Below are 23,025 nucleotides of genomic sequence, written 5' to 3'. Positions count from 1 at the left end.
GTCAATGCATGGACATTTGTCGTTGTCTCGTCGGACGCGTGGGGGCGGTTACAACGCACGTCGGCGCCACTCGGTTCGATTCCGGCCCAGAAATTTCCGCCCACAGGTGATCCGCACGCCCCGCCGGTCCGTACTGGATGAGGAAGAAGGGGTCGGCCGGTGGTACGCCGCCGCGAGACGATCGAGGAGCAGATGGCCCGGGCACAGCAGGACCAGAAGGCGGCCACCGTCCGGACCAGCGCCAGCAGTCGGGGGGTACGCGCCCCGTCGCGGTCGGCGACCGCCCTGCTGATCGCGTCGGTCCTCGCCGCGCTCTGGGCGGCGATCATGCTGACCGGTGCCGGCCAGACGGCGTACGCGTACGGCTTTTTCTTCACCGAGTTCTTCGCCGGGGTGATCTCCCTGGTCGCGTTGAGCCTCACCGTGATGCTCGGCCTGCTCGCCACCGATCGGCTGGTGCTGCGCATCTCGCACCGGGTGCTGATGCAGTCGGCGCACCGGGCCACCGGCGTGCTGGGCGTCGCCGGGCTCGGTTTCCACGTACTCACCAAGATCGCCACGGGGCGGGCCGCGGCGACCGACGCGGTGGTGCCGTTCGTCGGCGGCCGAGGGCTCTACGTCGGGCTCGGCACGGTGGCCGCCCTGCTGATGGTCAGCGTGATCTGGACCGGCATCATCCGAGCCCGCTTCGCCGGCGTCGGTCCGAAGTGGCTGTGGCGCACGCTGCACTCCACCGCGTACCTGGCCTGGCCGTTCGCCGTGCTGCACGGCCTCAACGCCGGCCGGGTCGCGAAGTCCTGGGTGGTGCTCAGCTACCTCGGCTGCATCCTGCTGGTGGTGCTGGCCCTGCTGGTCCGGCTCTCGGTCACGATCGGTCGGCGCAGCCGCGAGCAGCACCAGGCCGCGGTGCGGAACGCGGCGATGGCCGGCCGGGCCGGCCAGGCGAGCCGTGGCAAACCGGTGCTGGCCGGGCTGAGCCGACGCCGCAACGCCGACGCGGACAAGCGTCCCGCCTGGGCGGAGACCACCACCGCCACGTGGGCCGCGCCGGCCGGGCGGCGCGACCCCGACCGGTTCACCGTCCCGGTGGTGCCCGAGCCCGGCTCCCTCGTCGAGCCGACCCGGCCCAGCCGACGCCGACGTGAGGAAGAGCCCGCGGCCCGCCGTTCGACCGGCCGCAGCGCCGAGGAGACCAGCACCCGTCGACGCGACGAGGAGGAGTTGGAGCCGGTGGCCCGGCGACGCGGATCGCGTACCCGGGACGAGGCTGTTCCGTCCGGGCGGCGAGGAGCCGAGGAGCCGGTCGCCGAACGGTCCAGCCGCCGGTCCCGCAACGAGGACGACGGCAGCCAATACTCGGCGCCGCCGCAGCGGACGGTCGAGCCCGAGGAGCCGTGGGACAGCCCGCGCCGGTGGCAGGCCGCCGAGCCGATCTCGGCCGGCCCGGTCTCCGCCGAGCCGATCTCCGCGACGCCGCGCAGCGGCAGCGGCCGGCACAGCGTCGAGGACGACCTGCCGGAGGAGCCGGACTACTGGCGCCCGCCGGCCCGGTACGTGCCGGACGAGGTGCCGCCACCCGTCGACGACACCCCGACCCTGGTCGACCTGGCGTCCCGCCGCGCCAAGCGGGCCGCCGGCGAGGGCCGGTCCGCCAAGCGCCGCAAGGCCAGCGCGGACGCGGTGGACGGGGCGTACTGGGCTGGACTGCGGGGTGAGGCGAAGTGATGCGGACGGCCGTGCCGCCGGTCGCCTGCGTGGGCGAGCCCCGGCTCACCGCCGGTTTCGCCGATTTCGGTCGGCTCGACCTGGCCGCACACGAGGAGGTACACGGCCCGATCGGCCCGATGGAGCCGGCGCAACTGCTCCGGCTCGCCGAAGGCATGCAGCTCAAGGGCAAGGGCGGGGCGGGTTTCCCGTTCGCCCGCAAACTGCGCGCCGTGCTGGAGTCCTGCGAACGGCAGGACCTCGCGGCCGTGGTGGTGGTCAACGCCACCGAGGGAGAGCCGGCCAGCTGGAAGGACAAGGTGCTGCTGACCCGCGCCCCGCACCTGATCCTGGACGGTGCGGCGCTGGCCGCGTACGCGTTGGACGCCGACGAGATCGTGATCGGCGTGGCCGACGACGGGGTCGGCCGGGACTCGCTGATGGAGGCGCTGGAGGAACGCCGGATGCCGGTGCCGACCACCATCGTGACCGTGCCGCACCGGTTCATATCCGGCGAGGGCGGCGCGCTGGTCAACGGGATCAACGGGCTGCCGCACATCCCGCCCGGCACCAAGAAGCGTTCCAGCGACTCCGGGGTCAGCGGCCTGCCCACCCTGCTGTCCAACGCCGAGACGTACGCCCAACTCGCCGTCGGGGCACGACTCGGCCCGTACGAGTACGCGGCGCTCGGCACCGACGACGAGCCCGGCACCATGCTGCTCACCGTGACCGGCGCGGCGGGGCGACCGGCCGTGGTGGAGTGCACCGCCGGCATGCCGCTGCGCGACGTTCTCGACCTGTGCGAGGTGCCGGACGGGCCAGGCATCCTGACGGGCGGCTACCACGGCAAGTGGATCACGCCGGAGGCGGCGGAGAAGGCCGATGTCTCCCGCAAGGGCCTGGCCGCGGTCGGTGGCACGCTCGGCGCGGGCATCATCATCCCGCTCGCCGCCGACACCTGCCCGCTCGGTGAAGCCGCGCAGGTGGTGCGCTATCTCGCCGGCGAGTCCGCCGGCCAGTGCGGGCCGTGCAAGATGGGCCTGCCGGACCTGGCCCGCGCGGTGGACCTGGCCGTGGCCGGCAGCCAGCCGGCCGAGGTGGTGCGGGCCGCCGCTGGCGAGGTGAAGGGCCGGGGCGCGTGCAGCCACCCGGACGGCACCGCCCGGTTCGCTCTCTCCGCGATCGAGGTCTTCGCCGACGACCTGCGGCTGCACAGCACCGGCGACGGCTGTGGCCGGCGGGTCAAGGGCGTGATGGGGCTGCCCGGAGCACCGGACCTCAACCCGCAGAAGCTCACCCTCGACTGGTCGCGCTGCGACGGGCACGGCCTCTGCGCGCATGTCGTACCAGACTTCATCCGGCTCGACGCGAACGGATATCCCGCCTTCCCGACCACCCCCGTGCCGACCTGGCTGCGGGAGGGCGCGCTGAAGGCGGTCAAGGTGTGCCCGGAGCTGGCTCTCCGACTCGCCAAGGCCGAGTAAGAAGGGGCACCCCCAACAGGAACGGAGACGCGGATGCGCAGCTGGCACGCACGGAGGCGACCGTCCCGGGTTGGTGCGGCCCGTCGGGCCGCCACCGCTGCGGCGCTGGCCGCCGCTCTGCTCGGCGCGGTCTCCTGCACCGGTACGGCCACCTCACCACCGGCGGTCGCCGGCAGCGCGCCGGCCACGACAGGTGCCACACCGGAAGCCACCGCACCCGCCACCGCCACCCCGGCCGGCTCGCCGAGCGCAGCCCCGGCGCAGGTCCCGGACATTCTGCGCTTCACCGGGACCACCCTCACCGGCGCCGCGTTCGACGCGGCGCAGTTCGCCGGCCGGCCCGTGGTGCTGTGGTTCTGGGCGCCGTGGTGCGCCACCTGCGCCAGTCAGGCGTGGACGGTGGCCGAGATCGCGCCCCAGTATCGGGACACCGTGCCGATCGTCGGCGTCGCCGGGCTCGGCGAGCAGAAGGCCATGAAGGAGTTCGTCACCGAGTTCGACCTCGCCGGGATGCCCCAGATCGACGACCGCGCGGGCGCGCTCTGGCGCCGGTTCAAGGTGACCGAGCAGAGCATCTTCGTGATCATCGACCGGGACGGCAAGGTGGTCCACCAGGGCTTCCTGGACGGTGAGGCGCTCACCGCCCGGGTCTCCGCGCTGGCCGGGGCGTGACCGGCCCACTGCTGCTCGCGCTGACCGCAGGCATGCTCGGCGCGGTCAACCCGTGCGGCTTCGCGTTGCTGCCCGCGTACCTCTCGCTGTTGGTCGCCGGGGCCTCCGACGTCCGCGGCGCGGTCGGGCGCGCGCTCACTGCGGCGGCCGGGCTGACCCTGGGGTACGTGGTGGTCTTCGGCGCGTTCGGCCTGGCGCTCGCGCCGCTGGCCGGCTGGCTGCGGCCCCGGCTGCCGTGGCTGACCGTGGCGCTCGGCGTGCTGCTGGTGGTGGCCGGCTGTTGGCTGCTCGCCGGCCGGCGACTGCCCGCCCCCGGCTGGTCCGCACGGGCGCCCCGGCTCACGCGTTCCTGGCCGTCGATGGCGTTGTTCGGCGCGGCGTACGCGCTGGCGTCGCTCGGCTGCGCCATCGCACCGTTCCTGGCCATCGTGGTGACCAGCCTCCAGGCCGGCTCGACCGCCCGTGGGTTGGCGCTGTTCGGCGCGTACGCCCTCGGGATGGGCCTGGTGGTCGCGGTCGCCGCGCTCGGCGTGGCGCTGCTGCGCGACGGACTGGTGGCCCGGCTGCGCGTCGCCGGCGCGCTGGTGCCCCGCCTCAGCGGCCTGGTGCTGCTGCTCGCCGGCGGTTACGTCGCCTGGTACGGCTGGTACGAGCTACGACTGGCCGCCGGCCGCCGCGACGCCCTACAGGACCCGGTCATCCAGACGGCATCCCAGCTCCAACAAACCCTGGCCAACGCCCTAGACGCCATCGGCCCCACACCGCTGCTAGCAGCCCTGGCAACCCTCCTACTAACAGCAGCCCTGGTGAGGCGCTCTCGCCCCCACCCCCCACCCAGCCCTGTTGATCATGAAGTTATTGCCCTGACACGCCGAGGCGAGGGGCAATAACTTCATGATCAACGCCGGAACGCCGGAACGCCGGAAGGCCGGGCGAGGACGGGCGGGTCTAGCGCGGGGTTAGGCGGTCTGTGCCTAGGCGGTCTTGAAGAACCTTGGGGACCAGGACACTGCCGTCGGCCTGCTGGTACTGCTCGAGGATAGCCGGGAAGAGCCGGCTGGTGGCCAGCGCCGAGCCGTTGAGGGTGTGCACGAAGCGCGTCTGCTTGCCGCCCGGCTCGCGGTAGCGGATGGCCGCCCGACGGGCCTGGTAGTCGCCGGCCCAGGAAACCGACGACACCTCCTTGTACTTGCCGGTGCTCGGCATCCACACCTCGATGTCGAGGGTCTTCTTCATCGACGCGCTGGCGTCACCGGCCGAGAGCAGGGTGCACTGGTAGTGCAGGCCCAGCCCCTCGACCAGGCTCTCGGCGTGGGCGAGCATCTCGTCCAGTGCCGCATCGGCCTGCTCCGGCAGAGTGAACTGGAAGATCTCCACCTTGTTGAACTGGTGCCCCCGCACCGTGCCGCGCTCGTCCGAGTGCGATCCGGCCGACTCCCGCCGGTAGCACGGGGTGTATGCGAAAGCCTTCAGCGGCAGCTTCGGGGTCTCCAGGATCTCGTCCTGGTACGCGCCGAGGATCGCCGTCTCCGACGTGGGAAGCAGGAACTGCCCGCGCGGGGCGGACTCCCGGTCCAGGTGGTAGACGTCGTCGTAGAACTTGGGGAACTGACCGGCGGCGAAGCCGGCCGAGTCGAGCAGCAGGTGTGGCGGGAGCAGGAACTCGTACCCGGCCTTGATGTGCTGGTCGATGAAGTAGTTGAGCAGCGCCCACTCGAGCCGGGCACCGACGCCGGTGTAGATCCAGAAACCGGACCCACCGAGCTTGACCCCGCGCTCGTAGTCGACCAGGCCCAGCGCGCGGCTCAGCTCCACGTGGTCGCGGACCTTCTCGATCACCGGCGGCTCGCCGAAGGTCTTCACCACCCGGTTGGCTTCCTTGCCGCCGGCCACGACGTCGTCGGCAGGCAGGTTGGGCAGCTCACTCATCGCCGTGCGCAGCCGCGCCTGCACCTCGTCCGACTGGGACTCCAGTTCGGCGAGCTGCTTACGCTCGGCCTCCGGTGCGGCTACCTGCGGCTCCTCGCCGGCGCGCTTCGCCTGCGCGTACGCCCGAGCCTCCGCCTTGCGGCGCTGCCGCTCGGCGTCGATCTCCGTAATCAGGGTGCGGCGTTCCTGGTCGAGCCGCTGGATCTCGTCCAGGGCCCGGGTGACCTCGGCGGGATCCAGACGCTTCGCCAGCGCGGTCGCCACCGCCTCGCGATCCTTCCGGATCAACTCCATGTCGAGCATGCTGCTCCGTATGCCTCCGTCCGGGGTCAGGTGGACCACCAGATGCTACCGTCGCGCCCCTTTCGGCCCGGGACGGGGAGTGACGGCCCCGGTTCAGAGCCGGATCGGCATGAGTACGGAGTAGGTGTCGGCGTCGTCCGTGCGGCGTACGGCCAGCGGGGCGATCGGCCCGTCCAGCTCCAGCACCAGCTGGGGCGCGCCGGCCGCGTTCAGGGCGTCCAGCAGGTAGCCGCCGTCTACCCCGACCCGCAGCGCGTCGGTGGTCAGGTCGGCGGCGGGGAGCAGGCGCAGGCCGCCCTGGTCGTCGAGGCCGAGCACGGTGACCGCCAGTGGCTTGCCGTCGTGGTCGCGGGACACCGTGGGGGCCGCCGGGTCGGCCAGCGCGGCGCTCAGCGCGGCTACGTCCACCGGGATCCGGCGAGCTGTCGGCCGGTCACCGACGGCCTCGCGCAGCAGTCGGCGGTAGTCCGGGAAGTCGGACGGCAGTGCGGTGCCGGTCAGCGTCCGGCCGGCCACCAGCACCAGCAGGTCCGCGCCCGCCACGGTCAGCCGCACCGGCCGGGTGTCGGCGGCGTCGAGCAGCATCCGGAGCTGGTCGATGAGGGCCACGGGAACGAACACCCGCACCGGCGGACCGTCGACGTCCGCCCCGGCCCGAGCCAGCGCGAGCCGGTACCGGTCGGTGGCGACGAGCCGGACGCCGTCCGGTTCGACGTCGAGCAGCACACCGGAGAGCATCGGCAACTCCGGGTCGGCGCCGACGGCGAAGCGCACCGCGTCGAGCGCGGCGGCCAGGCCGGCGGGGGAGAGCAGCAGCGTGGTGGTGGCGGGCGGGGTCGGGGTCACCAGGGCCCGGAGCCGGGCGACCTCGCGGCGGGCGTCGGTGAGCCCGTCGGCCAGCCGGCGCAGGTGTGTGTCGAGCAGTTGGTGCACCGCCGTCGGCTCGGCGCGTACCGCAGCGGCGATCTCCGGCACCGGCATGCCGATCCGGCGCAGCCCGGCCACCAACCGGGCCGGGGTGATCTGCTCGTCGGTGTACCAGCGGTAACCGGTCACCGGGTCGACCAGGGCCGGCTCCAGCACCCCCGCCGAGTCGTAGAAGCGCAGTGCGCTGACGGTCAGGCCACTGGCCCGGGCCAGCTCGCCGATGCTGTGCAGGTCACTCACGCCGGGCATCCTGCCCCCTCGACCCGGTCGAGGGTCAAGCCGAGCGCTCCGACGTCTCCTGCGTGAGCACCCGGAAGGTGAGCCCGGCCCGAATGAGGCGGTCGAGCAGCGCGTCACCCATCGCGGCGACCGGTGTGAGCTGTCCGGCCGTCGGCGGCAGCTCGTCCAGCGCCAGGCAGAGCGCCGACTCGGCGAGCATCTTCGCCGTCTCGTCGTAGCCGGGGTCACCGCCGGCGACCTCGGTGACCACCCGCCGCCCGCCGCCGGTGCCGACGAACCGGACCCGGAACCAGGACGCCGCCCGCTGCTGCGCGGTGGGCCCCTGCCCGGAGGCGAGCCGGCCGAGCAGCCAGCGTCGGCTGGGCGGCAGCTTCACCAGCCCGATCAGCGCGCCGAGCCCGGCCGCGCCGGCCAGCACGGTGGGCAGCCGTTTCACCGCGGCGAAGTGCCGGTAGCGGAAGTCCGGGCCGTACTCCGGGCGGGCCGCCGCCGAACGGCGGACCACCTGCGGGTCGATGGTCGGCAGCGGCACGGTCCAGATGCCCAGCTCGGCCGAGCGGGCCAGCCGGCCGGGCACCGCCCGGACCCGCCGGTCGGTGGGGCGCGGCTCGACCGCCCGGCGGTCCCGGGCGGCCTGGCTGGCCTGCCCGGTCCGGGAGAACGCGGTGAGCGCCGAATGGTAGGTGCCGGCGGAGAACCGGCCACCGGCGCGCACATAACCGTCCACGGTGATCGGAACGTCGGCGGGCAGTTGCTTGACGGTGAACCAGACGCCCAGGTCGTGCGGGATGGAGTCGAACCCGCAGGCGTGCACCAGCCGAGCGCCGGTGCGGGTCGCCTCGGCGTGGTGGCGCACGTACATCAGGTCGACGAACTCCGGCTCGCCGGTGATGTCCAGGTAGTCGGTGCCGGCCCGGGCGCAGGCCGCGACCAGTGGTTCCCCGTGGTGGACGTACGGCCCGACCGTGCTGGCCACCACCCGGGCGCTGTCCGCCACCGCGCGCAGCGACTCGGGGTCGGTCACGTCGGCGGTGAGCAGCGGCAGATCGGCCAACGTCGGGTCGATGGCGGCGAGCCGACCCCGTACGGCGGCGAGGCGGTCCGGATTGCGCCCGGCCAGCGCCCAGCGCAGCCCGGCCGGCGCGTGTCGGGCCAGGTATTCAGCGGTCAGACCGCCGGTGAACCCGGTCGCCCCGAACAGCACCACGTCGTACGTTCGCTCCACGGCCATCCCCGGAGTCTGCCATCTACCGCCGACGATGGGGTGGTCAGGAGTCGGGCGTCACGGCGTGAACACGGCCCGTACGCAGCCGTCCGCCCGGTCCCGGAACAGCGCGTACCCCTGGGGGCCGTGCTCCAACGGCAGTCGGTGGGTGGCCAGGTGTTCGGTGCGCAGCTCGTCGCGGGCCATCCGGTCCAGCAGCATCGGCACGTCCCGCAGGTCCGGCCGGCGGGCCCCGCGCAGCGTGAGTCGTCTGTCGGTCACCACGCCCAGGGGGAAGGCATCGACGAACCCGTCCGTCCCGCCGAGCAGCACCACCACACCGCTCTTGCGGCAGGCGTGCACGGCCTCACGTCCCGCGTCCGGTTGGTCGGCGGTGTGGCCGCCGAACCGGTCGTGCGTCGACCGGGCCGGCGGGCCAACCGCCACCACGCACACGTCCGGTCCGCGCCCACCGCTGCGGTCGCGCAGCTCGGCCGCGACGTCGGTACGGCGGTAGTCGATCGGCTCCGCGCCAGAGTGCCGCTCGGCCATCCGTAACCGCTCCTCGTGCCGGTCCACCACCAGCACGCGGGCGGCGCCGCGCAGCACCGCCGCCCGAGCGGTCAACTGGCCCACCGCGCCGGCGCCCCAGATCGCCACCACGTCACCGGGCCGCACCGCTCCCAACTCGACCGCCAGCCACCCGGTCGGTGCCGCGTCGGCGGCGAACAGCGCCCGGTCGTCGTCGACCGCGTCCGGCACCTGGAACGCGCTCACGTCGGCGTACGGCACCCGCACGTACTCGGCGTGACCGCCCGCGAAGCCGCCCGCCGCACGGGGTCGGCCGAAGCATCCGGCGTCCGGGCGCCCCCAGTCGGGGTCGGCGCTCGCCGGGTCGGCATGGGCGTTGTCGCAGCAGGAGTGCAGGCCCTGGTGGCAGTACCAGCAGCCACCGCAGGCGACGCTCGCGCCGACGACCACACGGTCACCGGGGCGGTGCCGACGGACCGCGGGGCCGACCTCGATCACCTCACCCAGGAACTCGGCGCCGAGCACGTCGCCGTCTCGCAGCAGCGGGTCCTGGCCGGCCAGCAACGGCAGGTCCCCGCCGCAGGTGGCGCTGCGCCGTACCCGGACGATGACGTCACGCTCGTTGCGCAGCTCCGGGTCGGGCACCTCGCGTACCGCCAGCTCGCCGGCAGCCACCCAGCACAGCGCCCTCACCCGCGGACCTCGGGGCGGTCCAGCGCGGAGCGGTCCGCGCGTAGCACCTCGCCGGCCTCCACCCGCTGCTTGATCTGGCGCAGCGTCCGGCGGATCAGCAGACCCGGGTCGTCGCCGACCAGGTGCGCGGCGAGCCCGGTGGGTGGAGTGGCGCCGGTCAGTGGCCGGGCGGCCAGCTCGGTGCCACGGTCGCCGGGCGCCGGCCGCGCCCGCACCTCGACCGCGCCGTCCAGGCGGCGCAGCGGTTCGGGCCAGCGGCCATCGGGGAGCACCTGCTCCGGAGGCCGGTCGACCGTCACCACCTCCCAGCGGGCCGGCGCGGCAGGGTCGCCGTCCGCGCCGGTCCGGTCGCCCCATCTGGGTACGCGCAGCAACCGCAACGCCCCGCTCAGCGCGGCGTTGCCGAGGGCGGGTCCCGCCCGCGCCAACCGTCCCATCGGTCCCACCCGTCCTCCCGGTTCACGTCCCCCGATCGTCGGTCGCGGCCGGGTGAAGCGTGCTCGCCCGGAAGGGGTGAACCGGCCCGCGTCGGGTAACCGCTCGCCGACCGGGGGCGGAACGTGTGGTGGGGGTGGGGCTGGGTGCCAGAACAGCAGAATCGCGTACGGGTCGACACCGCACCACGACGCCCGGCGGAGCCACCGCTGCTGGCGTCCCGGCTGACGCCGGCTGTGCCGCCGGAGCCGGTGGTGGCCCGCCCTCGACTGCTGCGCCGGTTGGACGAGGGCAGCGCCGGACCGGTCACCCTGCTCACCGCCCCCGCTGGCTGGGGCAAGACCACGTTGCTCGCCTCCTGGGTGCGGCTGGGCGGCAGCGCCACTGACGCCGAGCCGGGCGCGGTCGTGCCCGACTCCGGCCACCTGTCCGTTCCGTCCGAGGCCGGCCCGGTCTCGGCGTGGGTGTCCGTCGAGGCCGGCGACGACGGGGATCGGCTCTGGGCATACCTCGCGGCGGCGCTGCGCTCGGCGACCGGCTCGGCGGAGGACGGCCCCGTGCCCGACCGGGCGCCGCGCCCCGACCAGCTGGAGCTGCTGGCCGCCACGCTCGCTGCTGCGGACCGGCCGGTGCTGCTGGTCCTGGACGACCTGCACCGGGTCGCCGACCCGGCAGCGCTGACCGGCCTGGAGTTCCTGCTGCGGCATGCCGAGCAGCGGCTACACCTGGTGATCGGGGCGCGGGCCGGGCTGCACCTGCCCCTGCACCGACTCCGCCTCGCCGGTGAGCTGACCGAGATCGGCCCGGACGAGCTGGCGTTCACCGACGACGAGGTGGCCGACCTGCTCACCGCGCACGGCGCCGCGCTGCCGGTGGCCGCCGTGCACCGGCTGCGGGATCGGACCGGGGGCTGGCCAGCCCCGCTGCGCATCGCCGCACTGGCGGTGCGGGCGCAGGCCGACCCGGAGCGCTGGGTGGGGCAGTTCGGTGGTGACCAACCGGAGATCGCCGGATACCTGCACGAGGAGGTCCTCGCGACGCTCGACCCGGCCGAGGAGGAGTTGCTGCGCCGAACCGCCGTCGTCGAGACCGTCTGCGCCGACCTGGCCGAGGCGCTGACCGGCCGCGCGGACGCCGGGCAGGTGCTGGCCGACCTGGCCGGGACCGGTGGTCTGCTGCACCGGGAGGACACCCGCCCGCCCTGGTACCGCTGCGAGCCACTGCTCGCCGACCTGCTCCGCGCCGACCTGGCCCGGCTGCCCAGCGACGAACTGCGCGAGCTGCACACACGGGCCGCCCACTGGTTCACGGGCGAGGGTCGGCCGGCCGACGGTCTGCGGCATGCGCTGGCCGCCGGCCGATGGGACCTGGCCGGCGACCTGTTCGTCGCGCACTGGCCGGAGCTGACCCGGTACGACCGCGACCCGGTGCACGCCCCGGCGCCCATGGCCCCGCCGGCGGAGGTGATCCGCGCCGACCCGGAGGTGGCGTTGGCCTGCGCCGCCGAGCGCGCGTACGTCGGCGATCTTCCGGCCGCCACCGGCCACCTGCGCGCGGCTGCCGAGCACGCCGCGGGCCTGCCGGTGCCGCGCCGGGACCGATTCCTGCGGATGGTCACCGCGCTGGAGTTGACCGTGGCCCGGCTCGCCGACGACCCGGCGGAGGTCCGGGCCGCCGCCGCCCGACTCCTGCGGACCCGCCCGGCGGGCGCCACACCGACCCGGGTGCCGGACTTCGCGCCGACCGGGGCGACGAGTTCCGCCCCGACGGCCGGTGGAGGCGGCGCGGCCGATGACGCGGACCTGAGGGCGTTTATTGGCACCGCTCTGGGGCTGGTCGAGTTGGCCGACGGCGCGCTGCCGGCCGCCCGGTTCGTTCGGGCCCGGGCGGCGGCGCGGGAGGCCGGCCGGCCCCGCACCGAGCTGGTCGGCGCCAGCCGCGCCGCGCTGCTGCTCGCCGTACGCGGTGAGCTGCGGGCGGCCGAGCAGGCGGCCCGGGACGCGTTGGGCATGCCACCCTGCCGGGGCTGGTCCTGTCGGCTCGACTGCGCCTACGCGTACCTGGCGTTGGCCCTGGTGGCGCTGCTGCGCGACCAGCCCGAGGAGGCGGCGGCGAACCTCGCCCTCGCCGGCCCGGCGCTCGGCGGCGGCAACGACGACAAGGTCGGCGACGGGTGGCTGTCCGTTCCCGGCGAACCGGTGGCGGCGGCGGTCGCCGCGCTGTGCCGGGCGCAGTTGCACCGCGATGCCAGCGATCCAGCGGCCGGCCAACGGCTGCTCGTCCGAGCCCGGGAGGCGCTGGCCGACTGGCCGTCCGCCGCCGAGTTGGCCGGCCTGCTGCGGGCCGCCGAGGCCGAACTGCGTGCGGAGCGGGGCGACCTGGACACCGCCCGCGACCTGCTGAGCGGAACCGCCGCCGGTGGGAGCGATCCGGTGCTCGCGGTGACGTTGGCGAAGGTGGAGCTTTTCGCGGGCGAAGTCGCTGCCGCTGGGCGGACCCTGCCGGGCTGGCAGGCGCCAGCGGCCACGGCCTGGCCCCTCCCGGTACGCCTCGACGCGGGCCTGCTGGACGCGGTGCTGGCCGAGCAGGCGGGGGATGGGCGTCGGGCGGGGCGGATCCTGGAGCAGGTGCTGGACCTGGCCGGCCCACAGGGCTGCCGGCGGGTCTTCACCCGCGCCGCACCACCGGTACGCGACCTGCTGGCCGCGCACCTGGACGCCGGAACCGCGCACTTCGAGCTGGTCAGTGACCTGGTGCAAGCGGCCGGGCAGAGCAGCACCCGCCCGGCCACCGAGCCGAGGGGCACGCTCGACGAGCCGCTCACCGAGCGGGAGCTGACCATCCTGCGCTACCTGCAGAGCATCCTGTCCAACGTGGAGATCGCCAGCGAACTGTCCCTCTCGGTCAACACGGTGAAGACCCACGTCCGCAACATCTACCGCAAACTCGACGCGACCCGCCGGCGCGAAGCGGTCCGGCGGGCGCGCGAGTTGCGGCTGATCTGAGCGGGATGGCGGTCAGGCGTCGGTCGCGGCGTCCACGGCAGCCAGCAGGTCCGGCAGGTCGTACCCGCCCTCGTGCCGGACGCCGTTGACGAACAGGGTGGGGGTGCCGTTCACCCCGCTGCGGATCCCACCCACGAAGTCGCGGCGCACCCGGTCCGCGTGGGCATGGCTCTCCACCTCGGCGTTCAACTCCTCCGTCGCCAGTCCGACCTGCTCGACACCGAGCGACAGATGCACCGGGTCGAGCTGGTCCTGGTGCTCGTAGAGCCAGTCGTGCATCTCCCAGAACCGACCCCGGACCGCGGCGGCCTCGGCCGTCTCAGCGGCGCGTTCGGCGTACGGGTGCACGTTGGCGATCGGGAAGTAGCGGTAGACCAGTCGGACAATGTCGGCCCTCTGCCGCTGCAGTTCGTGCAGGTTCGCGTACGCGGCGCCGCAGAACTGGCACTGGAAGTCGCCGTACTCGACGATGGTCACCGACGCGTCGGCCGGTCCCCGGATGTGGTCCTCGGTGGTCACCGGGTCCCGAAGTCGGGCGGTGACCTGTAGTGGCGTGGTCATCCGGTCGTCACCTTCCGATCGGCGGCGAGTTGGTCCAGCGCGTCGAAGATGCCGTCGGCGCCCGGGTTGACGTCGGGCGGGGAAAGGTGGCTCCAGGTCACCTTCCCCGCCGGGTCGAGCACCACCAGCGCGCGGGCCGCCTCACCCTGCGGCAGGTACGCGCCGTAGCGGCGGGCCACCTCGCCCTTGGGCTCGAAGTCGGCCAACAGCGGGAACTCGATGCCCCGGCTCTCCGCGAATGCCCGGTGTGACCAGATGCTGTCTACCGAGAGGCCGAGCACCACCGCCTGGTACTGGGCGAAGACGGGTGCCGCCGACTGGTAGAGCGACATCTGGTCGCCGCAGACGGGGCTCCAGTCGGCGGGGTAGAAGGCGAGTACGACCGGCCGGCCACGGAACTGCTCGGGGCCGATCTGGCCCCCGTCCGGGGTGGCGGGCAGGGTGAAACCGGGCGCGGGGTGCCCCGGTTGGATCAGCCCGTTCGGATCACTCATGCCCCCAGCCTGCGCCCGGGGTGGGTGAGGTCGGCTCACCCACCCCGGGTGGTTCCGCGCTCGCTCAGCGCAGCACCGGGGCGACCGCGATGTGGTTCTGTACCTCTCGGATGCCCGGCGCGGACCAGGCCACCTGCTCCACTTCGGCCCGTTCGGGCATCGAGTGCACCAACCCGGCGAGCACCGCGGTGTCGCCGTGCACCCGGACGCTGATCCGTTCCGCCTCGGTCGCCCCGGCTCGGGCGAGGGCGTCGACGATCCGATCGGCCAGGTTCCGGCCGTCCGGCGCGGCGGCCGGTCGAACGGTGATGCCGTTGCTCACCCCGCGTACGCCGGTCAGCCGGCAGACCGCCCGTTCGGCGGCTCGGCGCTGGTACTCCCACTCGACGTCGCCGTGCAGCGTCACCCAGCCGGCCGAGACGGTGACCTGAAGCTTCTCGATGGGCACGAACGCGTCCCATTCCAGCGCGTGGCTGGCCGCGGCGGCCAGGTCGGGGTCGGCGCGCTCAGCACCGCTCGCCAACTGCACCGCGATGTCGTTGGCGACCGCTCGGACCCAGGCGACCCGGTGCGTGGCCCGCTCGGCGGCCCACTTCTTGGCGTAGCTGTCCACCCGGCCGGTCAGCGTGACGACGCCCTCGGCGACGGTCACGCCGATCTCGTGCGGCTGCACCCGCGGTTCCCAGGTCAGCTCGTCGAGCACGGCGGACTGGATGTCCTGGTCGGTGCGGCTGATCTCCGCGATGGCCATCTGCCCCTCCTCCGGTGCGTGGATGGCGGACCGGGTGGCGGCTGCGGCCGGAGGTCCGCCGGGGTCCGATCCTGCCGCCGCCCCGGGTGAACCGTCCTCGCCCAGAACGGGTGACGGCACGGCCGGGCCTGGGCGGCTCTGGCAAAAACGGGGATGAACACGAATGTGATGGGAGCGCTTCCATGGCGGGCGGGGATCGGTTACCGTAAACACGTTCCTCGATCGCGGGAGCCGTCGCGTCGGGTGGTGGGAGCCAGGGCAGCTCCGTCCGTCCCCGTCGTCGCGCCCGTCCCCCGGGCCACGGCGGCACCACCGGGTCGACCCCGTCCCCCGGGGCTCCACCCGAAGAGGAACCAAGCCTCCGTGTACGACGGCGGGGCCGACACGTGGCGGTCACCTCACCTGCACGAGTCGCCGGCCGGCTGATCCGAGCGTAGCGGTGGCGCCCGGATCGCCACCCGAACACCGGCCCGCCGGGCTGCCTGAGGGGTCCGGCACCTGGCGGGCCGGCCCCAACCCCAGCCCACCCAGCCCACCCAGCTCATCTCAGCCCACTCAGCCCATCCCGGTGATCAAGAGAATTCGGTCAGATAACCGGACGCAGGTGACCGAGACTTCTTGATCACCGCAGCGGGTGCGCGCCCGCGCGCGGAAGGCCCCGCCTGACCGGGGGTCGGGCGGGGCCTTTGTGTTGCTGCGGGGCAGTCGTTCAGACTGCGGGGGAGCTGGGGCGGTCGACGTCGACGAACTCCACGTCGTCGACGGCGCGGTCGTCCCGGCTGCCGGCGGCGCGTGCGGCGGAGCCGACGGCCCAGCCGACCGCCGCGCCGACGAGCGCGGCGCCGATCAGCAGCGTCCAGGGCAGCGCCGGCTGACGGCCGGCGAGCGCGTCGAAGGCCAGCGAGGCACGGCGTCGCGCCTCCTCGGCGGCGGAGCCCACCAGGTCACCCGCCCCGTCGGCGAGGTCGGTGCTGTTGCGACGGGCCGAGCGGGCGGTGTCCCGCACGCTGTCTCCGGCGGAGCTGACAGCGGAGATCAGGTGCTCCCACGCCTGGTCCGCAATCCGCTCCGGCTTGCTGCGGCGGTCCAGCAGGTTGGTTCCGAACATCGTGGTTACCTCCTTGGGTGCCGAATCCGCGGGCCACTTCGGACTTCGGCGTCTGTTCAGCGCGTCACGGTTCGCCTACCCCGCAGTGCCCCGGGCCGCCCGGGCGCAAACACAGCCCGGGCGGCTCACCGGAAACTCAGCGCACCGCCACCACGGCGGCGCCCCGGGCGAAGTCGTCGTCATCGTCATCGTCGTCGTCTCCACCGCCGAAACCGCAGGCCAGTACGAGGGCGAGCAGAACACCGACGCCGGCCAGGCCAGCAAGTCGCTTGATCATCGAAGATCCTCTCCGTCACGGTGGCTGTCCCGGCCCGATGCTATGTGTCCTTGGCAACCGTGGTCGTGGATCCGGGCGGTGCCGCGTGGGGCGACACGCCGATGGCACACGGGGCCGGCGTCCGTCGCGGGTCGGTTGTCGGGCGGGCCGGGTCCGGACCGCTACCCTGGTCCGGCGGCGCGTCGGTCACGACCGATCGTCGAAGGTCAGATAACGAAAAGTGTTGAGTAATCAGATACTGAAAAGTCCGGATATGGGCGGCTTTGTGGGCCCGGATCCGCGAATTGCTCATCCCGAGGGGTGGCGACCGAGGCCGTCAGAGGAATACTCTCGGTCGCGGCCCGCGTACTGATGAGGCGCCCGGGGGACGGGCGGGTGGAGGTGCTCGCGTGAGCCTGTCGATCGTGAAGTCGGTTCTGTCCGGTGGTGTCGTGGAGATCGCCCCGCGGGGCGAGATCGACGTCGACACAGCGTACGAGGTGCGCGAGGCGATCGCGGAGGTGCTGGCCAAAGGCCGTCCGCTCCGCATCGAGCTCAACATGAGGCTGGTCACCTTCATCGACTCCGTCGGCATCAGCGCCATGGTTGCCGGGTTCCAGACGGCCGAGGTCAGCGACGTCAAGCTGGTGGTCACCGAGCCGAGCCGGTTCGTGCACCGGCAGCTCTGGGTGACCGGCCTGCTCGGTCTGTTCGGTGCCCCGGAGCCCTACTTCGCCGGCGCCGCCACACCCGAGGTGCTGCCCGGCGCCTGAGCGCGCCAGGCATCCCGTCAGGGCTGCTCGTCCAACCCGGTCAGGTCGATGTCGGTCGCTTCGGTGACCGCCCGGATGGCCGTCACCGACGCGTACCCGGCGGCCAGCAACGCCACGTCCGTGCCGGGCTGTGCGGCCTGCCCCGGCTCCTGTAGCGAGGTACGGACGAAGCCGTGGCCAGATTCGGCCACCGCCATCTGCACCTGACCAAAGCTGGCCAGCGTGCCCCGGCGCACCCCCCGCAGCCGCCCGTGTGGCAGGTCCGGTGCGTTCACGTTGAGCACGCTCTCCATCGGCGCGGACGTCAACCGGGGGAGCAGGTCCAGGGCGACCCGCGCGGCGGTGCTCCAGTGCCGCTCGGCGTCGCGTACCCGGGCGGCGGCGTCCACCGCGGCGCCACCGCTCGCGGCCGTCGCCTCGCCTGCGGAGAGCACGTCGAGTGAGACCGCCATCGCCCGGCAGCCGTTCGTGGCGGCGGTGAACGCGGCGCCCACCGTCCCGGAGTGCAGCACCGCCCGGCCGGCGTTGGCGCCACGGTTGATGCCGGAGAGCACCACCGACGGCGGCGGGCCGAACGCGCCATGCAGGGCGATCAGCGTGATGAAGCCGGGGGACCCGGCGACCCCGTACGCCGGCACGCCCGCCAGGTCCGGCAGCGGGTGGTCGTTCACGACGACCCGACCGTCCCGTTCCGTGGCACTCATCGCGGCGCTGGTGCCGCTCGCCTCCTCCAACGGCGCGGCGACCACCACATCCAGGCCCCGCTGCGTCGCCGCCCAGGCCAGCGCCTGGATGCCTGGCGCGGCGATCCCGTCGTCGTTGGTGATCAGCACCCGCAGCGTCATCGTTCGACCACCCGGTCGGCCAGCTCGTCCGGGGTGGTCCGCTCCTGGGGTCGGCTGTCCGCCGGCACCAGCCGGACCCGGTCCACGAGGCCGGTGATCGAGTCCAACCGTCCGGTGCCCAGGCCGTGCCGGGTCACGTTCAGCGCGCCGGCGGCAGCGCCGGTCCGGATGGCGGTCCGGATGTCGCCGCCTCTGGCCACGACGGCTGCCACCCCGGCGGTCATCGAGTCGCCCGCGCCGCGCGGGTCGGCGGCCTCCAACCGGGGCATCTGGACCTCGAACAGCTCCCCGTCGATGAGCGCCAGCGCCGGCTGGTCGGCCCGGCTCACCACCACCGTCTCGGCGCCGGCCGCGTGCAGTTCGTACATCACTCGGGTCAGCTCCAGGCTGTCGGCGCTGCGGGCGTGGCCGTCGCGGATCAGCTCCTCGTGGCTCACCTTGAGGAAGAACACGCCACTCTCCAGCGCCGAGCCGAGGTGATCACCGGAGAGGTCGACCACCACCCGGCCACCGTTGGCGCCGAGGTCGGCGGCGAAGCGCCGGTACAGGTCGGCCGGGACGAGCCACGGCTCGTTCGGCCCACTGAGGATGCTCACCTCGGCCCGCAGGCCCTCGCCGAGGGCCAGGTTGTACAGCTCGTCGAGCTCGTGCCGGCTCAGCGGCTGCCCGGGCACGTCGGCGATCTCCTGCCGGGAACCGTCCCGGCGGTCGTGCACGTACCCGCCGCTGCCGGAGTCACGGACCACCACCTTGAGGTCGACGCCCTCGCTGACCAGTAGCGGCTCCAACACCTGACCGATCTCGCCGCCGAGGGCCGCGCAGAGGACCACGTCGACACCGAGTGACATCACCATCCGGGCCTGCCAGACGCCCTGCCCGCCGGGGTGCAGGTGCAGCTCGGGGTGGTCGTTCGGCTGGTCCACGGTCACCGTCAGCTGCGGAGTGGGCGCGAAGACCATCACGTGCCCGCTCACCGGTCGTCACCGTTCATGTCCGCCCTCCAGCATGGTCGGGTGATTCCTCACCAACCGACACTAATGGGACATTTTGCGGCACGCATCTCATCGAACCGGGTTCGTCCGGACGTTGGCTGCCGCCGGGCGTTGCCAGCCAGACATCGGTACGGGACGATCGTGCGACCATCGACGGCGGGAGACGGTGTGCTCAGCAGCGATACCTTCAGCTACACCGTCCAGGCCCGGTGCTCGACGGCCGAGGCGGCGGCGATGCTCAGCGACCTGACCCGGCAGGGTGAGCTGCACCCACTGATCGTCCGGGTCCGCCGACTTCCGCCTCGACCCGGCGCCCGGGCCAGCTACACGATCAACGACCGGTTGGCGGCCGGCCCAGTGCGCTTCCGCACCACCTACCACGCGGACGTTCTGGTCAGCGAGGACGACGAGATCGTCACGGTGGCCCGCCAGTGGCCGTCCACCACGGTGCGCAACCACACCCGACTGCGCCCCGAGCCGGACGGACTGGTCCGCATCGACGTCGAGATCACCCTGACCGCGCCGACCCCACTGTTCCGGTACGCGTTCCGTCAGGCCCGCGTCGCTCACCTCGCCCTGGCCACCCGGCTCGGCGCGGCCCTCGACCGCTCCGGCGACCCCCCGCCCCCGGCCTGACCGTCCCGCACCCCGCACCCCGCACCCCGCACCCCGCGTCATGATCGTGCTCGATCGTGGATGTAGTGGCCTGTGGGCGCCAGGAGGCCACTACATCCTGGTTGCAGCGCGATCACGGCTCGCGAGGGCGGCTCGCGCGGCGGGACGCCGGCCCCACGGCTTGTAGGTGGACAGCACCGTCGCGATGATCATCAGGCTGGTCGACACCGCCGGTGCGATCACCAGGTCGGCGCGATCCCGCGCGGGCAGCGCGGCCCCCAACACACCGGCGTGCCGCAGATTCGGGGTGAGCAGGAACAGCACCAGCCCGACCATCACCGTGGTGAGCACCAGCTTGACCAGCACCCAGCGGTAGCGCACCAGGCCCCACGGGGTGAGCAGCGCGCTGGCGACACCGATCAGCCAGACCAGCACACTCAGCGGCGCGAACAGCCTGGTGCCGACCAGTGCCGCGACCGGGTAGACCACCGCCGGGTCGGCGCCACGCTGCACGGCGATGCCGAGGGTGAGCAGCACCAGGTCGGCGCCGAGCCAGCCGAGCGAGGTGACCAGGTGCAGGGTGAGCAGCCCCTTGCGGGCCGTGGGTGGGATCCGAGGCATACCGCGATGCTGCCCGCCGATTGCTGCCGGGTCGTCCGACCGCCAGCGACATCAGGGGTACGCCCGGCGACGTAGCCGCGAGCCCTGTCGACCGATTCCCGGGGCACAGCGACCCGGCTAGCGTCCGCGTATGACCCCCTCGCCGACGCCTCACCCATTGACCCCGCCCGACGATCCCGAAGGGATACCCCTTGTGAGACCGGGGGATGGCCGTCCCGCCCCCGTCTCCTATCGAGCTGCGTACGTGTTGGCGGGCCTGGCGACGTTGTGTTGGGTGAGCGCGGCATACGGCGGCTTGCTGATCTTTCGTGGCCGCGACATGGTCGAGGGCCTGCTGAGCTTCCTCGGACTTCTCTGGCTCGCCGCGTTCGAGATATTCGCGTTGCTCTTCACCATCACTACGGCCTTCGAGCTGCGTGGGCGCAACTCTCCTCGGGCGGCTGTGGTGGCCGGTCTGGTCGCGGTCGCCGGGGTTGTCGTGACGATCGTGTTCCTGCTGTGGGTCTCCACAACGTGATGCCGGTGAGTCATCCTGCTGACTCACCGGCAGCACGCGGGTGGGGTCAGTAGACCGACAGGTGCACGTGGTTGGTGTGGTCGGTGGACGGGGTGCCGCCCGCCCCGCTGTACGACTTCCACCCGCTGCTGGGCAGCCAGATCTGCCGGTACCAGATCACGTACAGCACGGCGAGCCGGTCGGCGTTGCGGATGAAGTACGCGGCCAGGTTGTTGCCGTACGTCTTGTCGCCGCCGGTGGCGTTCCCGCCGAAGCCGCTCTTCTGCGCCGCGAAGTCGCAGGCCCGGCCCTTCGGGTGTTCGCCGGAGCCGCTGGGGCGGTGGCAGGAGACGTACCGGGTGAACCCGGCGGCCTTGGCCTGGTTGAGCGCGTGCAGGGTGCGCGGGGTGACGCAGCCGCTGGCCGGCGTGGGGTCGTTGATGCTGCACGACTCCGACGGCCAGGAGCCGTCGGAGTTGCGCGGGGCCGCCGTCGCGTTGGCGGCGGAGGTGCCCCGGTTGGAGCCGGTGTCGGTGGTGGTCTGCGGCTTGGGTGTGGTGGCCACGGTCAGTGCCCGCTCGGCCTGCTCCTTGCGCTTGGCCATCACCGTGACCTGCTTGCGCTGTTCGTTGATCTCGCCGTCCAGGGCGACCCGGGTGCGGTTGGACTGGTCCTTCGTGGCGAGCAGATCACGCAGCACCCGGTCCTCGTTGGCGGCCACCGCGTCCAGGGCGGCGGCCCGGTCCATGAAGCCCTCCGGGGTGTTGCTGTTGAGCAGCGCCGACATCGCGCCGAGACGGCCGGTGCGGTACGCCACGTCGGCGATCTCGCCCACCTTGCCGTTGCGCTGGGCGAGCTCGACCTCGATGGTCTTCAGTTGGGTGGCGAGCTGCTGCTGCCGCTGCACGGAGGTGTCCAGGGCGCGCTTCGCGTCCAGATAGCCCTTGCTGGCCGCATCGAGTTGGGCTCGCAGCGCCGGGGTGCCGCCCTCTTCGTCCGAGTCGGGTGCGGCGGCCCGCAGGCCGGTCGGGGGAGCGGCCGAGGCGGTGCCGGCCGGGAGCGCGACGCCGAGGGCGAACATCGCGACGATCAGGGCCGCCAGGCGGGCGGCGGGTGGTCGTGCTGGTGCCACTGCGCATGTCCTTCCGTTAGCCGCCGACCGGGTTAGCTGACGGGTTCGGGACGGAAGATCCCTACCGCTGACGCGGATGCACCCCAGGAACATGGTTCCCCGGTTCGCCCTCTCGGGTGATTAGGCGGCGACCGCCACCGGCGCCGGGAGGCGCCGCCTGGTGGAGGCCGGGACCGAGCCTACCGTTGCCGGTGGGGCCGCTGCAGCCAATGTGACGGACGGTGCGTGCGTCGTCACGATGAATTACTGCTACCACTCGATCGAGCCGCAGGCGCCGGAGGCCGCGCCGGGCTCGATCTGCAACGTCGCGTGCTCGATCCGGAAGTCGTCGTGCAAGGCCGTACGCGCCGCGGTGAGCACCGCGCCGACCTCCGCGCCGGGTGCCATGGTCAGGTGTGCGGAGGCCACGTCCATGCCCGAGGTGAGCGTCCACACGTGCAGGTCGTGCACCTCGACGACACCGGGGACCGCGGCCAACCGGTCGTGTACGGCGGTCACCTGAAGATGCTCCGGTGCGGCCTGCACCAGGATGCGGACGGCGGCACGTGCCAGCCGCCAGGTACGCGGCAGGATGAACGCGCCGATGGCGACCGCGACAAGTGGGTCGGCCCACCACCAGTCGGTGATGGTGATGAGAAGCGCCGCGCCGATGACGCCGAGCGAGCCGAGCAGGTCGCCGAGCACCTCCAGGTAGGCGCCTTGGAGGTTGATGCTCTCCCGGGCTCCGGCGCGGAGCAGGGCGAAGGCGACGACGTTCGCGAGCAGACCGAGCACGGCCACCACGAGCATCGGGCCGGCGATGACCTCGTGCGGGTCGCCGAAGCGGCGGATCGCCTCGATCACCACGTAGACCGCGACGCCGGAGAGCAGGACGGCGTTGGCCAGCGCGGCGAGCACCTCGAGTCGGTAGAGCCCGAAGGTGCGCTGCGGGTCGGTGGTGGCCCGCCGTGTCGCGGTGATCGCGGCGAGCGCCATCCCGATGCCGAGCACGTCGGTGAACATGTGCCCGGCGTCGGAGAGCAGGGCGAGTGAGCCGGTGTGCAGCGCGGCGACCGCCTCGACCACCATCAGGGCGGCGAGCAGCCCGAAAGCCGCCCAGAGTCGGCCCCGGTGCTGGTGTGCGGCATTGGCGACCGACGCATGGTGGTGGTCATGACCTGCGCCCACGAGGTCCACCTTCCGCCGCCAGTCGGGACACGGTCAAATGTATGCTCACATCGCTATGTATGCAAGTGTGGGGTCGACCGCTCCCGA

Annotated in this window: 23 protein-coding genes and 1 riboswitch; of the genes, 8 read left to right on the top strand and 15 right to left on the bottom strand. The window is 73.2% G+C overall.

Translation table 11 applies throughout. The annotated features are described in order from the left end of the window. The first annotated feature begins 159 nt into the window (after positions 1-159). The 4 genes from PCA76_RS25190 to PCA76_RS25175 are packed head-to-tail and all read left to right on the top strand — an operon-like array spanning position 160 to position 4,750. Entirely contained in the window at positions 160-1,725 is a 1,566-nt protein-coding gene (locus PCA76_RS25190; protein WP_272612909.1) for a ferric reductase-like transmembrane domain-containing protein, read from the top strand. Beyond that, a complete protein-coding gene (locus PCA76_RS25185) occupies positions 1,725-3,188 on the top strand; it encodes an NADH-quinone oxidoreductase subunit NuoF family protein (RefSeq protein WP_272612908.1) in 1,464 nt (487 codons plus the stop codon). The genes PCA76_RS25190 and PCA76_RS25185 overlap by 1 nt, the downstream gene beginning before the upstream one ends. Before the next feature lie 33 nt (positions 3,189-3,221). Then, the gene (locus PCA76_RS25180; protein WP_272612907.1) at positions 3,222-3,860 is read left to right on the top strand and encodes a TlpA family protein disulfide reductase; all 639 of its coding nucleotides are present in this window, start codon (positions 3,222-3,224) and stop codon (positions 3,858-3,860) included. Next, positions 3,857-4,750: a cytochrome c biogenesis CcdA family protein gene (locus tag PCA76_RS25175; RefSeq protein WP_272612906.1), complete on the top strand. Its 894-nt coding sequence runs from the start codon at positions 3,857-3,859 to the stop codon at positions 4,748-4,750. The genes PCA76_RS25180 and PCA76_RS25175 overlap by 4 nt, the downstream gene beginning before the upstream one ends. 58 nt (positions 4,751-4,808) lie before the next feature. Here PCA76_RS25175 and serS read toward each other — a convergent pair whose 3' ends face one another. From serS to PCA76_RS25150, 5 genes are all read right to left on the bottom strand, one after another. Next, a complete protein-coding gene (serS, locus tag PCA76_RS25170) occupies positions 4,809-6,092 on the bottom strand; it encodes a serine--tRNA ligase (protein ID WP_272612905.1) in 1,284 nt (427 codons plus the stop codon). A 93-nt stretch (positions 6,093-6,185) separates the two neighbouring features. Next, a complete protein-coding gene (locus PCA76_RS25165; RefSeq protein ID WP_442930279.1) occupies positions 6,186-7,250 on the bottom strand; it encodes a MerR family transcriptional regulator in 1,065 nt (354 codons plus the stop codon). A gap of 43 nt (positions 7,251-7,293) precedes the next feature. Beyond that, positions 7,294-8,490, bottom strand: a complete 1,197-nt coding sequence (locus tag PCA76_RS25160; RefSeq protein ID WP_272612903.1) for a saccharopine dehydrogenase family protein — start codon at positions 8,488-8,490, stop codon at positions 7,294-7,296. A 51-nt stretch (positions 8,491-8,541) separates the two neighbouring features. Further along, complete coding sequence (locus tag PCA76_RS25155) at positions 8,542-9,687, bottom strand: alcohol dehydrogenase catalytic domain-containing protein (protein WP_272612902.1); 1,146 nt, start codon at positions 9,685-9,687, stop codon at positions 8,542-8,544. Continuing rightward, on the bottom strand, positions 9,684-10,124 hold the full coding sequence (locus tag PCA76_RS25150; protein ID WP_442930159.1) for a hypothetical protein: 441 nt from the start codon (positions 10,122-10,124) through the stop codon (positions 9,684-9,686). The genes PCA76_RS25155 and PCA76_RS25150 overlap by 4 nt, the downstream gene beginning before the upstream one ends. Positions 10,125-10,268: 144 nt before the next feature. Between PCA76_RS25150 and PCA76_RS25145 the strand changes: the two genes are divergently transcribed. Further along, positions 10,269-13,127 (top strand): LuxR C-terminal-related transcriptional regulator, encoded by a 2,859-nt coding sequence (locus tag PCA76_RS25145; protein WP_272612900.1) that lies wholly within the window; start codon positions 10,269-10,271, stop codon positions 13,125-13,127. Between the two features lie 12 nt (positions 13,128-13,139). Here PCA76_RS25145 and PCA76_RS25140 read toward each other — a convergent pair whose 3' ends face one another. The 5 genes from PCA76_RS25140 to PCA76_RS25120 form a co-directional block, all read right to left on the bottom strand. Beyond that, positions 13,140-13,688, bottom strand: coding sequence for a DsbA family protein (locus tag PCA76_RS25140; RefSeq protein ID WP_272612899.1), 549 nt, complete (start codon positions 13,686-13,688; stop codon positions 13,140-13,142). Next, positions 13,685-14,182 carry a redoxin domain-containing protein gene (locus PCA76_RS25135; RefSeq protein WP_272612898.1) on the bottom strand — a complete coding sequence of 166 codons (498 nt, stop codon included), beginning with the start codon at positions 14,180-14,182 and terminating at the stop codon, positions 13,685-13,687. The genes PCA76_RS25140 and PCA76_RS25135 overlap by 4 nt, the downstream gene beginning before the upstream one ends. Positions 14,183-14,246: 64 nt before the next feature. Further along, the gene (locus tag PCA76_RS25130; protein ID WP_272612897.1) at positions 14,247-14,933 is read right to left on the bottom strand and encodes a BON domain-containing protein; all 687 of its coding nucleotides are present in this window, start codon (positions 14,931-14,933) and stop codon (positions 14,247-14,249) included. A 709-nt stretch (positions 14,934-15,642) separates the two neighbouring features. Further along, positions 15,643-16,041 carry a hypothetical protein gene (locus tag PCA76_RS25125; protein ID WP_272612896.1) on the bottom strand — a complete coding sequence of 133 codons (399 nt, stop codon included), beginning with the start codon at positions 16,039-16,041 and terminating at the stop codon, positions 15,643-15,645. A gap of 136 nt (positions 16,042-16,177) precedes the next feature. Continuing rightward, positions 16,178-16,318, bottom strand: coding sequence for a hypothetical protein (locus tag PCA76_RS25120; RefSeq protein ID WP_234589220.1), 141 nt, complete (start codon positions 16,316-16,318; stop codon positions 16,178-16,180). Between the two features lie 389 nt (positions 16,319-16,707). On the opposite strand from PCA76_RS25120, the gene PCA76_RS25115 reads away from it, so the two are divergent. Further along, positions 16,708-17,070, top strand: a complete 363-nt coding sequence (locus PCA76_RS25115) for an STAS domain-containing protein (protein ID WP_030330302.1) — start codon at positions 16,708-16,710, stop codon at positions 17,068-17,070. A gap of 17 nt (positions 17,071-17,087) precedes the next feature. On the opposite strand, the gene surE is transcribed toward PCA76_RS25115, so the two are convergent. Both surE and PCA76_RS25105 read right to left on the bottom strand, forming a co-directional pair. Beyond that, positions 17,088-17,915, bottom strand: coding sequence for a 5'/3'-nucleotidase SurE (gene surE / locus PCA76_RS25110; protein WP_272612895.1), 828 nt, complete (start codon positions 17,913-17,915; stop codon positions 17,088-17,090). Then, on the bottom strand, positions 17,912-18,874 hold the full coding sequence (locus PCA76_RS25105; protein ID WP_442930278.1) for a PfkB family carbohydrate kinase: 963 nt from the start codon (positions 18,872-18,874) through the stop codon (positions 17,912-17,914). The genes surE and PCA76_RS25105 overlap by 4 nt, the downstream gene beginning before the upstream one ends. A gap of 201 nt (positions 18,875-19,075) precedes the next feature. On the opposite strand from PCA76_RS25105, the gene PCA76_RS25100 reads away from it, so the two are divergent. Further along, entirely contained in the window at positions 19,076-19,543 is a 468-nt protein-coding gene (locus tag PCA76_RS25100; protein ID WP_272612893.1) for an SRPBCC family protein, read from the top strand. Positions 19,544-19,633: 90 nt separating this feature from the next. Here PCA76_RS25100 and PCA76_RS25095 read toward each other — a convergent pair whose 3' ends face one another. Beyond that, positions 19,634-20,143, bottom strand: coding sequence for a hypothetical protein (locus PCA76_RS25095; RefSeq protein ID WP_272612892.1), 510 nt, complete (start codon positions 20,141-20,143; stop codon positions 19,634-19,636). 274 nt (positions 20,144-20,417) lie between these two features. Between PCA76_RS25095 and PCA76_RS25090 the strand changes: the two genes are divergently transcribed. Next, positions 20,418-20,660: a hypothetical protein gene (locus tag PCA76_RS25090; protein ID WP_272612891.1), complete on the top strand. Its 243-nt coding sequence runs from the start codon at positions 20,418-20,420 to the stop codon at positions 20,658-20,660. A gap of 46 nt (positions 20,661-20,706) precedes the next feature. Here PCA76_RS25090 and PCA76_RS25085 read toward each other — a convergent pair whose 3' ends face one another. Then, positions 20,707-21,771 carry a coiled-coil domain-containing protein gene (locus PCA76_RS25085; protein WP_442930158.1) on the bottom strand — a complete coding sequence of 355 codons (1,065 nt, stop codon included), beginning with the start codon at positions 21,769-21,771 and terminating at the stop codon, positions 20,707-20,709. A gap of 5 nt (positions 21,772-21,776) precedes the next feature. Further along, a riboswitch (cyclic di-AMP (ydaO/yuaA leader) is annotated at positions 21,777-21,908 on the bottom strand. Between the two features lie 112 nt (positions 21,909-22,020). After that, the gene (locus PCA76_RS25080) at positions 22,021-22,938 is read right to left on the bottom strand and encodes a cation diffusion facilitator family transporter (RefSeq protein WP_272612890.1); all 918 of its coding nucleotides are present in this window, start codon (positions 22,936-22,938) and stop codon (positions 22,021-22,023) included. Between the last annotated feature and the right edge of the window lie 87 nt (positions 22,939-23,025).

The sequence above is a fragment of the Micromonospora sp. LH3U1 genome (assembly GCF_028475105.1).
GTDB lineage: Bacteria > Actinomycetota > Actinomycetes > Mycobacteriales > Micromonosporaceae > Micromonospora.
The sequence above is the reverse complement of the archived record's forward strand: the minus strand, read 5'-3'. Positions and strand labels throughout refer to the sequence as shown.

Coding starts and splice junctions, on each gene's coding strand:
- PCA76_RS25185 (WP_272612908.1), top strand. CDS start 1,725: ATGCGGACGGCCGTGCCGCCGGTCGCCTGCGTGGGCGAGCCCCGGCTC.
- surE (WP_272612895.1), bottom strand. CDS start 17,915: ATGACGCTGCGGGTGCTGATCACCAACGACGACGGGATCGCCGCGCCA.
- PCA76_RS25120 (WP_234589220.1), bottom strand. CDS start 16,318: ATGATCAAGCGACTTGCTGGCCTGGCCGGCGTCGGTGTTCTGCTCGCC.
- PCA76_RS25150 (WP_442930159.1), bottom strand. CDS start 10,124: ATGGGACGGTTGGCGCGGGCGGGACCCGCCCTCGGCAACGCCGCGCTG.
- serS (WP_272612905.1), bottom strand. CDS start 6,092: ATGCTCGACATGGAGTTGATCCGGAAGGATCGCGAGGCGGTGGCGACC.
- PCA76_RS25135 (WP_272612898.1), bottom strand. CDS start 14,182: ATGAGTGATCCGAACGGGCTGATCCAACCGGGGCACCCCGCGCCCGGT.
- PCA76_RS25180 (WP_272612907.1), top strand. CDS start 3,222: ATGCGCAGCTGGCACGCACGGAGGCGACCGTCCCGGGTTGGTGCGGCC.
- PCA76_RS25095 (WP_272612892.1), bottom strand. CDS start 20,143: ATGCCTCGGATCCCACCCACGGCCCGCAAGGGGCTGCTCACCCTGCAC.
- PCA76_RS25125 (WP_272612896.1), bottom strand. CDS start 16,041: ATGTTCGGAACCAACCTGCTGGACCGCCGCAGCAAGCCGGAGCGGATT.
- PCA76_RS25105 (WP_442930278.1), bottom strand. CDS start 18,874: ATGGTCTTCGCGCCCACTCCGCAGCTGACGGTGACCGTGGACCAGCCG.
- PCA76_RS25130 (WP_272612897.1), bottom strand. CDS start 14,933: ATGGCCATCGCGGAGATCAGCCGCACCGACCAGGACATCCAGTCCGCC.
- PCA76_RS25140 (WP_272612899.1), bottom strand. CDS start 13,688: ATGACCACGCCACTACAGGTCACCGCCCGACTTCGGGACCCGGTGACC.
- PCA76_RS25160 (WP_272612903.1), bottom strand. CDS start 8,490: ATGGCCGTGGAGCGAACGTACGACGTGGTGCTGTTCGGGGCGACCGGG.